Here is a 9,911-nt window from a genome sequence, read left to right as displayed (position 1 = left end):
AAGGGGGCTTACCACAGAGCCAAACCGACTACCGCCGATATCTGGACTCCGACAAGGTCAGTGAAGACCTAATCAGTTTTGATATCCGAACCGGAAGACCCGTGCATCTTTCGCGGTATGGGGAGCGCATTTACGACCAGAAAGCCACCGACACCATCGATAAGGCCATAAAGATGCTGCAAATGAAGCCTTCCCAGCAGGGATTTGCCGGGCTGGGGCGATTCATTTTTAATGAAACGTTGACCCATAGCGATCAGAAACCCCAACCGAATCAATCAACCCCGTTATTGGACAAGCTATTGCCGTATCGACAACCGCTCCCATCGCTGGCCAGCAATGAGCGGCCCATTCGTTCCATACTCGATACGCCCCTGATGGATCAAAGTCAGCTGCCAAGTCAGTCCTTTGCAGAAGGGGGAAAATTCCTGCTGCAACCCTGGGCCAGTGACCCACCCGCCTTTCGGGGTATTAGTTTGGATGAAGCTTTCCAGCGGGCTAAAGCCAGCCGGTCACCCCTGTTTTCACTAGATGGAAAAATGTACCGAGCAATCGATCTGGACCCAATGGCTGGTCGCTGGGCGACTCCACCTGCCCCACCGACTAGCCCTACGGTTCAATCCGAGCTGGACCGCTACCGCCAGTCCAGTTACTACCAGAGCCGTAATCAACCTACGCCAGTACCTACCCCTGCACCGGCTCCGGTAACTGTCACAGGGCTGACTCCTCAGGTCAGTAATCGGCTGAACTCGGAACGACCAATGCCGACTCGTCGATTCGTGGCCACACCACCCGTTGCCGCCAATACGACACCGCAAACGGGCATCTATACCGTGCAGGCTGGCGATACGCTCAATGAGATTGTGGCCAAAGTTGGGGGCATTCGACCGGATATCATGCGGTGGAATGCAATTGCAAACCCGGATAAAATCCAGGCAGGTCAGGTGTTGAATTTACAAGATCCGCGCACCGGCATCCCGACACCAAACCCAATAAGCCGTCGACCAACGAACCCGTTTGCCAACGCCCTATCCCCAAGTCGCGTCAACCCGATTAAGCCAATCCCCGTCACCATCTCTCCTCCTCAGCCAAATTATAACTGGCTGACCCCGGGCAACATCGCCGATGCGGCCCGAGCCTTTGTGGGTTACAGTCAGGCTAGTCGACCGCTACCTGAGAATCCGATCAATCTGGATTATTTGAAGCTACTGGCCGATGCCAAGGTGCAGCAGAGCCAGGGGCTCGGCCCGGCTGGCCGCCAGTTGTTCAACAGTCAGATCAATGATTCCCGTAGCCTGGGCATCGATGCCATTCGGCGAACGGCCGGCGGAGGAGGAAATGCAGCGTCCGTTCTGGGGGCACTAGGCCAGGTCAACGACGCAACGAGTAATGCCGCCCTGAAGCTGGCCACCGCTGACGAACAGGCCCGTCAGTCCAATCAGAATCGCTACCAGAGCCTACTAGGGGGATTGATGGATCAGCAACAGCAACGCTTCGGCATGGCCTACAACGCAGCTTTGATGAACAAGCAGGCGGGGTTGAACCTGGCCCAGCAGGGTCTGCAAAGTATTCAGGACCGCTACGACTTTTACAAAGCGTATCAAGATCCGGCCAGTCCTTACGCCAGGCTTTACAGTATTTTAGGGAAAAATGAGGCAACTGACTCACAAGCTACCCGTAGCAATTATGAGACTATTGGCCGGCGGCTTGGAGGGAAAGCCAGCTAGCCCTTACTTCTCAACCCTGTAAAAACGCCTTATGCTCCACAAAAAGACTTTTCCCCAAATTTGGGGAAAAGTCCATAGGCCGGTGAAAAGCCCTTTTGCCGGACAATTTCCTGAATTAGTCGTAATAACACACTTAAAACTAGTGTACGTTATAAGCCTAGTATAAATCAGGCTACTACATGCCGTACTGGCTAAGGCGCTAGCGTCACTAAAGGCACCCGGCAGTCGCGAAGGCTGATAGGGAATGCCATTTATGTCACTGCTCCACCTTTTTTACTGCCCCCCCCCATGTTGCCTTTTCTGGCTGCAACAGTCACCATCATCCCTTTACTATTGAAAAAGTACAAAGCCAGCTAACAGCGAGGGAACAGAACGAGTACTGAGTCGATCGTAAATAGACAGTCTATAACCACCAAATATGTACGAATCAGGTAAGCTAACACCTATTCGTATGTAGATAATCAGTCAGTTATTAGTGGATATAGCCTTGAGAAAGCCTACTGAAGCTAAGAAAGTGTTGATGTCTATCTAATTGCGAATCTATCAATAAATTTAATTAATGTATTTATAATTCACATAGATCAGGTTTATATTTTATATAATTCTTAACAAAAGTAGATTCCTACTGAATACAGACCCCTATTCTAGGTAAAGTACAATCCATAGATAATTCCAGTTTGCCTTGCCCTCCTCCTTGAAGTTATCATTAATTATAACTTTAGGGTAGGCAATTGGTGGATAGCTTAAAGTATAGGGTAGTAGTCACAGAGGGACTATAGGGTAGTTTTGACGGAATCCCGTGGTCTTTTTTGGCTACCCCCACCCCTTGAAAAGGTTGGAAAAATAAGGAGTGTTCAGCCTGCCTGCGAATAGAAATGTAGAGCTGAGTTTTTAACGGCTGCCAGCTAGCTAGTCACGGCTGAACGAATAGATGTGTTTGCTCATTCCTTGTACGACTTGGGCAGGTGGGCTCATAACCAGTTTTCTCTTTGCGTTTACCGATTGTAAGCGAAGTGAGATTTGCATGCGGCAACTTAATAATGTTAACGTATATATAGGGGCGTTAGGTAACCCATTCCATAAGAAGAATACAGCAAGGCCTATCTCTTGCAAAGGTCTGATTTCAAATCAGACCTGCCAAAAAACTAGCACCCACTCTAGGATTAAATAGGTAAATAGTCTTCAGATTCCGACGGTAATTAACTCATAGCCAGTGTCGATTTAAAATCGTACCCCTGGGCGCCGATACAGTTATTGCCTAGGCAATGGTGATTTAAAATCAATTCACCATTCCTTTCTGGAAACAAACTGTAACAGGCTGATGGGTAGGATAATATGTAAATAGAGGTAAAGATTTATTAAATTCTTCTTGTTTTATATCATTTTTGATATTATTTTTAACTATTGATTTAAAGCAGAAGGCAGCTGCAAAACACGCCACTCTTAAGATGCCATGGAAGAAAATACCGATGCATTAACACAAGAACAGTCTCGTCAGGTGTGCCGGAATCTGGCTCAGTTGGCTAAACAGGTACGATTAACACAAGAAGCGATTGCGGAGAAGACAGGCTATAAACAGGCAAATATTTCTCGGTTGTTTAGTGGTCGCTTTAGTCCTCGACTCGAGGTCATTTTCACGGTCCTGAAGGCAATTAACGAATTAACTAACCAATCCTTCACCTTGACGGATATTGATGTTAAGCCATCAATAGCGTAGTCGATCGTTACCTCTCGATGTGCGTATAAAGAAAAGCCCATTCGCTCTGGAGAAGTGAATGGGCCAATGTCCAAAATCTATCATTTGAGCAATTATGAACACAGAACAAATTTACACGGGCGAAAGCAGCAATGCAACACCTTTCGAGTCAACGGCTAGCCTAGCCCCACAAAGTCAATTATCAATCACCTTACGGCTGTGCCTTAATTCGGCCATCAGTGGGACGAGTGAAGCTCAACTCGTATCTTGGGCGCTACAGCACTATAAGCAAGCCAAATACAAGCACCTGCTAAAAGAGCAGCGTGTTCAAGGGAAAACAGTTGAGGATTTTACCATAGCTGCGGATATCTGGCATGAGATCAAACTCATTGAAGAACTTCAGGAACAGCTAACTCAGCAGTCGATTGACGTGGCTGAGCAGAACTACTGGAAATCCATGGAGCTAAAACAGCCCGCTACTTATGCGTCGGTGAGGCAACATCAGGTCAACCGGTCAGAGGAACTAGTGAATGATTATTTACAGGACTTTAACCTTACACTCCAATGAACGCTTCATCTGCTAATATATCGGATCTTACCTTAGCTGGTGTAAGGGCTAGTGTCCACCGTGTTAATCGGGAAATTACCCCTGCCCAGGAAGGGTTGTTAGACTGCTGTAGCCATATCGATGCTCAAGGCTTAGTGGATGCCTTGAACTGGATGTTGGCCACGATTAGAGACAACCGTAGAGCAGGCCTGACGATTGCCCATCAAGAGCGGTTGGCTTCGATTGATAATCTGAAGGATTGGCTGAGTGATCTGGTTGATGAGTGTAGCTAGTGGCTAGCTACAAGTCCAGGCAAGTAGCCCCGTTTACCGAGTTGGTAGGCGGGGTTTTGTCATGATTTGGTGGGATTTGTCATTGATTTCGGTAGAATGAGCAAAGTTGATTACTTCTCGCTATTCATGGTGTTTACTTAGCTCAACTGCAAAGAACATTATGAGTTAATTATAAACTATCAATTTATTATGGTAGAGGTTACTATTGAGCGAATCAAAGCCGCTGTGCGTCAAGTCATGCGCGAAGAGTTTGAAAACAAAGGTATCAAACCACTTTGGGAGATATGGGCTCCGGAAGAGGAGGTACTAAAAGCATGGGGAAAATCCCGTGTGACGCTTTACCGAGCGATTGCCGCGAATCGGTTTGACCCCAAAGACATTCGCTCCAATCCGATTGGCAAAGGCTATCTTTTTCGTCGGTCTGCGTTCTTATAACAGTTAGTAAATAAAATATCCCTGTGAAAGGCTACAAAACAGTAGCCTATAGTGTCCTTAATAGGCCACAGGTTTAATTGATCGTCAAATGACGAAAATTGCTCAATAAAAAAGAACTATTTATTCAGTTAAATAATCTATATACGTTGCATATCTACTTATCGCGGTTCTCATCTTGTTAGAAGCAAACTGATGTTATTATACATGACTTTCATGAAAGCTAGTTAAAAGAGTTTTAAACGAGTTGATATGGTCCTAAAAACCCGGACACGAAACTTAGTTAACTTCGTGTACCATGAATCAATCCCAACAACCAAAACGAAAGTATACCGCCGAGTTCAAGGCTGATGTATTGCGGCTAGTTGCCAATGGTGAACCTATCATGGCTGTAGCCCGTAAGATGGGCATTAGCGATAGCCTGATTCACGCCTGGCGGAAGACCAATGACAAAGGGGAAAAGAAAACTGATCAAAGTCTTCAACAAGAAGTCGATAGCCTACGTAAGCAGCTGCGGCAAAGCGAGATGGAGCGCGAGATCCTAAAAAAAGCTGTTGCCATTTTCAGCCGGCAAACCTGACGCTAACGTATCAGTTTATTCAGTCCGAAGAAACCAATTTTCCGGTACGACTACTCTGTAAAGTACTGAATGTCAGTAAGACTGCATATTACACATATCGTAATGGAACAACGTTCACTCCGTCAGATAGCGATCTAGCCATGACCACAGCAATCGACAAGATTTTCTGGGAAAACTCCCGACGCTATGGCAGCCGTCGCGTGCTGGAAGCTCTGAAAGAACAAGGCGTTAAGGCTGGTCGACATCGGGTACGTCGTTTGATGCAAGAACAGAACTGGCGGGCCATTCAGCCCCGTAGTTTCGTGCCCAAAACGACTAACTCCAGGCATGGTTTAACCGCTTGCCCCAACCGCTTAATCGAGTTTGGCAAACCTACTGCACCTAATCAGGCGTGGGTTGGCGATATTACGTATTTGCCTTTAGCTGATGGACATTGGGCTTATTTAGCCAGTTGGCTGGATTTATTTTCTCGTCGGATCGTCGGTTGGTGGGTCGACAAGCACATGAAAGAAAGCTTAGTTGTGCAGGCCTTTGACCAGGCTCTTAAGCAACGTCAACCTAAACCGGGTTTAATCGTCCACTCGGACCGAGCAGGGCGGCCTGTGCCGTGGTCAGTATTTCGGTCACCATTTCCGAAAGCGGCTCGATAAATGGCACTGTAGGCAGAGCATGGCGGAAACCGATAATCCCTACCAAAACGCTCATGCCGAGTCTTTTTGGGGCCGCTTAAAAGCCGAGTTGCTGGAGGATGGCTGTTTTATCAGTCTAGAAGATGCCCGTAATGAGTTGTTTAACTATATTGAAGGGTATTATAACGTCTGTAGGCTGCACTCATCGCTAGGCTATCGTTCACCGATTGAGTTTGAAAACCAATATTATCAAACAGTTTCTCTATTAAACTCTCATAAGTAAAGTGTCCGGCTAAACGGGACCACCCCAAGTCTATGACTTGGCTAGCACGGCTTTCATTTATCCAGTTCAATATCTTATTCGGCTTATATGGCCAGTATTGTCAGATTAACCAGACATACCGATCCATGCGAGACTAATGGAAGTATTTAATTGACAATACTAGTAACGCTACTTTATGCACCTGCCTAGCAACTTGTTGATTTGCATGCTGATCTCACTCTGAGACTGACTGTGAATTATCCGCTCAGGCGGCCCCGTTCTTTTCCGTAGAACTACGCATAACTTATCAATTTATGTTTAATACTAAATGGATTGTCAAAAACTACTCTTAACCGACGAGTGCATTTACCGCGAAAAATATGGGCAAGCAAAATATAATCTCGTTTGGTCGATCAGATTGTCGTGTTTATTTTTATAGTTACTTTCTGAGAAATTCTATGAAATAATGAGGGACGGATTATAACCCTATTCATTTTATAAAAACGTTGTTCAGAGCTTACCTATCCAACCGTAATCAGGCTCATTGCCTTACTTAATATTGTATGTCAAAAACTGTCTTATCCTCTCACATAATTGGCGAACGGGGTGTGAATGCCTTCGCCGACTACTGCAATCGTCATCAACCTTACATTATCTGGCGCGAAGAAACCAAGAATGACTTTGGCGTCGATGGAGAAGTTGAACTAACCGAAATAACGATTGATGGCAAAACAAAGCCTACCTCTCAGATTTTAAAGGTTCAGGTTAAATCTACCCAACACGACAACAGTTAAATTATCCGTGAAACGACCGACACCTTCTTTTTCAATGCTTCGGAGGCTGATATGGAGTACTGGAAAAATTACCGCCAGTATGGGTATCAAGTTTTGCTGGTGATTTTCGATGGGCGAAAAGGCAACGAGTATTTGTATTGCAAGCAAATAACTGATGTAGATGTTGGTCTGACGTCTAAGAAAGGTAAACAGAAATCGCAGCCCATTGAGTTTTCCAAGACGCTGAATCGGTTAACCGTCGGACAGAATGATTTTATAAGCCAGTTTCAGGCATCGTTCAAGAGCCGAATTCACCACTCCTCAACCGAGATATTAGACACCAACATGTGGCCATTCAGGTCGGAACCCCGCTGGTTGTACACGTATCCTACTCATTTTAAAACCAAAAAGGACATTTTCTCTAAAATTGGCCAGGGCGAGGCCCCTTACTTCATTATAAAGAAATCAGTAATCTACACCTTTAACCTGATCGAGAAAGATTTTAAATTGTTTTTTGAGCAGGTAGTTTCGGAAGGTCAGAAACGCTCCGAGCACCGGTACCAGGATGTGGTTAAATCCGTCGTATTTCGGAATTACTACGTCGAACTCATGAACGAATATATTCGTGATTACCTACGGAAGCGAGGTTTGCACTACCAAAGGGATTACAAGCGGTACTACTTCTTTTTAAAAGATGATCAGTCTGAATATAAAGTGCCATATCGAACCCGTAAGATTGATAAAGAAACCGAAAAAACGGTTGTCAATTATTACCAGTATGGAAAGGATGAATTTTTTCGCCATTGGGCGGTGGAAGCTAAACCTCTCTTTGTAGAAGATAAACTGTATCTGGTCATTAGTCATAAATATTTGTTTACCTCAGATCGGAAAACACCGTTGAAACCGGACAAAATAACCAAGTATACTAACTTCATCAACGCCCGAACCTTCAATGATGGCGTACTGGATGAGCTACACTTTTGGTGGCATTATTTAGCTAGGGGAGGTAGTGAGTTGATTCTTTTTGATGTAAGCGCGTTGAATCAAACGTCCATCACGCTAGGCAAAGCAATTAGCTTTACCGTCGATTTCGGTATCCCCCTAGACAGCAAAAAGCTATTCGCCAAGAAGAAGGGTGTGCCTGCTACCCAAACGTCTCCATCTACAGTAACTCAAATCTCATTGCCCTTTTAATTCTTTATGACACCTGAACTATTGGACGAGCCGTTACTTGAGTTTGGAAACGATCGACTAAGCGAAGACCCAAAACAAGGAATTACGATTGGTGGCTTCTTTTCAACAAGCACCCATACCCACCGTTCCGAAATTCACTATGCCTTGATCGGAACTAACTATAATATTGAAAAAGCATCCGAGTGGATTCAACAGTTTGGTGAGGTGATCGAGGCTTCCGATAAAGAAGTGAAAATAAAAGGGGGCGGCAAGATCGACGAAGGCCAGGTCATCGATGAAGATGATGAAGAAAGTATGCTGTTTGCTTACGAGGCTGCAGACGAGGAAATTGACGCGGTTAGCGCCAATTTACCAACGGTGCAATATGTGAAAAATAAGCGTCTCAATCCCGATTTTCCCGGATTTACTTTGGAATCTGTGTTTCAGTGCCAGTTGATTAACGATGAGATGAACAATAAGTCGGTTAAGCAAGCTAAGATCGACACTATTTTGAACGATCCTGCACTAACCAACTTTGACCGCACCATTCGCATATGTGATCTTTACAAAGAGGCTTACGTAGATTTATTGGAAAATAGCTTATCACCACCCAACATATGCTTCATCGTCATTCCCTCCACGGTCTTCAAGAAGCTCTCTTCTATTCCTTACAAGGGAAATTTATTTTTTAATCTACGTCGTTATCTGAAAGCTCAGTTAATCACCTTGCCTAATGCTATACCCGTTCAAATAATTTTGGAAGATACGGTTTTGGGTAAGAAGAAATCACTGCAGGATGTATCGATGCAGGCTTGGAACTTTGTGGTCGCCAATTACTACAAAAACGGAGGAACACCCTGGACATTGACATTAAAAGATAAACACACCTGTTTTATTGGCGTCAGTTTTCACAAGGTACTTAACGCGGAAAACCATTTGGTACGCTCTAGCATCGCCCAAGCATTCAATTATGAAGGAAAGGGCATTGTTTTTATCGGTAAGTCTTTCAAATGGGATGCCGAAGCTAACAATACCCTGGCTCCTCACCTGACCTATGAGTATGCACATGATTTGATTGGGGCGATCATTCAGAAATACAAAAAATTCAATCAAAACGTCGCGCCAAACCGGGTTATCATTCACAAAACGACAGACTTTTGGACCTCTGCCCAGCATGCGGACTATGCCGAGGTAGAAGGTTTAAAAGATGGTATTCACAAGGTATTGGGGGAAGAGGTAACGATTGATCTGGTTACAATCAAAAGTGCGACCGTTAAATTGTTAAGAAGACAGGGAAATTATCCCGTCATGCGAGGAACATTATTACCGTTAGATCAACAAACCGGTGTTCTCTATACGACAGGATATATACCTTATTACGAAACGTTTCCGGGGCAGCACATTCCCCATCCGATTGAGGTGTCAATCTTTGAAGGAGAATCCACGCTGAAGCGGGTCTGTGAAGAGGTTCTCGCCCTAACTAAACTTAACTTCAACAACTGTAATTTCTTTGACAGTTTGCCAATTACACTCCGGTTCGCACAAAAAGTAGGCGAAATAATTCAGTATGCGGAAGAAGATGCCGTTTTACCCGACAAGTACTATTTCTACATGTAACCGCGCCTATTCTCTTTTTAGTGGTACAAACAGTAGAAGCGTTTTGATGGGAACTTCGATTCATGGGATGCGCGAAGATAAGAACTGGTGTCCATTGAAGTTCCGATTTCCAGACATTTGAGCGTTAATCCAGCGCGTATACAATTGTCTTTATAAGTGTAACAGGAAATGTTGATTGTTATTAG

Annotated in this window: 11 protein-coding genes (1 of these 11 only partly in view); all 11 read left to right on the top strand. The window is 44.8% G+C overall.

The window, feature by feature from the left end; all coding sequences use genetic code 11:
- On the top strand, positions 1-1,724 hold the 3' portion of the coding sequence (locus BGO59_RS24110) for a LysM peptidoglycan-binding domain-containing protein (RefSeq protein WP_293687525.1). The gene continues 646 nt to the left of window position 1, outside the view; 1,724 of the gene's 2,370 nt are visible here — the last part of the coding sequence; the start codon falls outside the window, past its left edge; the stop codon is at positions 1,722-1,724.
- Positions 1,725-3,177: 1,453 nt separating this feature from the next.
- Positions 3,178-3,441 (top strand): helix-turn-helix transcriptional regulator, encoded by a 264-nt coding sequence (locus BGO59_RS24105; protein ID WP_293687524.1) that lies wholly within the window; start codon positions 3,178-3,180, stop codon positions 3,439-3,441.
- Positions 3,442-3,535: 94 nt separating this feature from the next.
- On the top strand, positions 3,536-3,988 hold the full coding sequence (locus BGO59_RS24100) for a hypothetical protein (protein WP_293687522.1): 453 nt from the start codon (positions 3,536-3,538) through the stop codon (positions 3,986-3,988).
- On the top strand, positions 3,985-4,260 hold the full coding sequence (locus BGO59_RS24095) for a hypothetical protein (RefSeq protein ID WP_293687520.1): 276 nt from the start codon (positions 3,985-3,987) through the stop codon (positions 4,258-4,260). The genes BGO59_RS24100 and BGO59_RS24095 overlap by 4 nt, the downstream gene beginning before the upstream one ends.
- A gap of 189 nt (positions 4,261-4,449) precedes the next feature.
- Positions 4,450-4,695 carry a hypothetical protein gene (locus BGO59_RS24090; RefSeq protein ID WP_293687518.1) on the top strand — a complete coding sequence of 82 codons (246 nt, stop codon included), beginning with the start codon at positions 4,450-4,452 and terminating at the stop codon, positions 4,693-4,695.
- A 295-nt stretch (positions 4,696-4,990) separates the two neighbouring features.
- Positions 4,991-5,272 (top strand): transposase, encoded by a 282-nt coding sequence (locus tag BGO59_RS24085; RefSeq protein ID WP_190893555.1) that lies wholly within the window; start codon positions 4,991-4,993, stop codon positions 5,270-5,272.
- Positions 5,269-5,922, top strand: coding sequence for an IS3 family transposase (locus BGO59_RS24080; RefSeq protein ID WP_367120206.1), 654 nt, complete (start codon positions 5,269-5,271; stop codon positions 5,920-5,922). The genes BGO59_RS24085 and BGO59_RS24080 overlap by 4 nt, the downstream gene beginning before the upstream one ends.
- A 19-nt stretch (positions 5,923-5,941) precedes the next feature.
- On the top strand, positions 5,942-6,184 hold the full coding sequence (locus tag BGO59_RS24075) for an integrase core domain-containing protein (protein ID WP_293687514.1): 243 nt from the start codon (positions 5,942-5,944) through the stop codon (positions 6,182-6,184).
- Positions 6,185-6,726: 542 nt separating this feature from the next.
- Positions 6,727-6,957 carry a DUF4365 domain-containing protein gene (locus BGO59_RS24070; protein WP_293687512.1) on the top strand — a complete coding sequence of 77 codons (231 nt, stop codon included), beginning with the start codon at positions 6,727-6,729 and terminating at the stop codon, positions 6,955-6,957.
- Between the two features lie 51 nt (positions 6,958-7,008).
- Positions 7,009-8,130, top strand: coding sequence for a hypothetical protein (locus BGO59_RS24065; protein ID WP_293687510.1), 1,122 nt, complete (start codon positions 7,009-7,011; stop codon positions 8,128-8,130).
- A 6-nt stretch (positions 8,131-8,136) separates the two neighbouring features.
- A complete protein-coding gene (locus BGO59_RS24060; protein WP_293687508.1) occupies positions 8,137-9,726 on the top strand; it encodes a hypothetical protein in 1,590 nt (529 codons plus the stop codon).
- Positions 9,727-9,911 lie beyond the last annotated feature (185 nt).

Source organism: Spirosoma sp. 48-14, from assembly GCF_001898575.1.
In the GTDB taxonomy this organism is placed as follows: domain Bacteria; phylum Bacteroidota; class Bacteroidia; order Cytophagales; family Spirosomataceae; genus Spirosoma.
Note: the sequence above shows the minus strand (reverse complement) of the source record. Positions and strands in the feature narration are given on the sequence as shown.

Bases quoted from the DNA above. Each gene is read 5' to 3' on its own strand.
- BGO59_RS24105 (WP_293687524.1), top strand. From the start codon at position 3,178: ATGGAAGAAAATACCGATGCATTAACACAAGAACAGTCTCGTCAGGTG.
- BGO59_RS24100 (WP_293687522.1), top strand. From the start codon at position 3,536: ATGAACACAGAACAAATTTACACGGGCGAAAGCAGCAATGCAACACCT.
- BGO59_RS24095 (WP_293687520.1), top strand. From the start codon at position 3,985: ATGAACGCTTCATCTGCTAATATATCGGATCTTACCTTAGCTGGTGTA.
- BGO59_RS24090 (WP_293687518.1), top strand. From the start codon at position 4,450: ATGGTAGAGGTTACTATTGAGCGAATCAAAGCCGCTGTGCGTCAAGTC.
- BGO59_RS24085 (WP_190893555.1), top strand. From the start codon at position 4,991: ATGAATCAATCCCAACAACCAAAACGAAAGTATACCGCCGAGTTCAAG.
- BGO59_RS24075 (WP_293687514.1), top strand. From the start codon at position 5,942: ATGGCGGAAACCGATAATCCCTACCAAAACGCTCATGCCGAGTCTTTT.
- BGO59_RS24070 (WP_293687512.1), top strand. From the start codon at position 6,727: ATGTCAAAAACTGTCTTATCCTCTCACATAATTGGCGAACGGGGTGTG.
- BGO59_RS24065 (WP_293687510.1), top strand. From the start codon at position 7,009: ATGGAGTACTGGAAAAATTACCGCCAGTATGGGTATCAAGTTTTGCTG.
- BGO59_RS24060 (WP_293687508.1), top strand. From the start codon at position 8,137: ATGACACCTGAACTATTGGACGAGCCGTTACTTGAGTTTGGAAACGAT.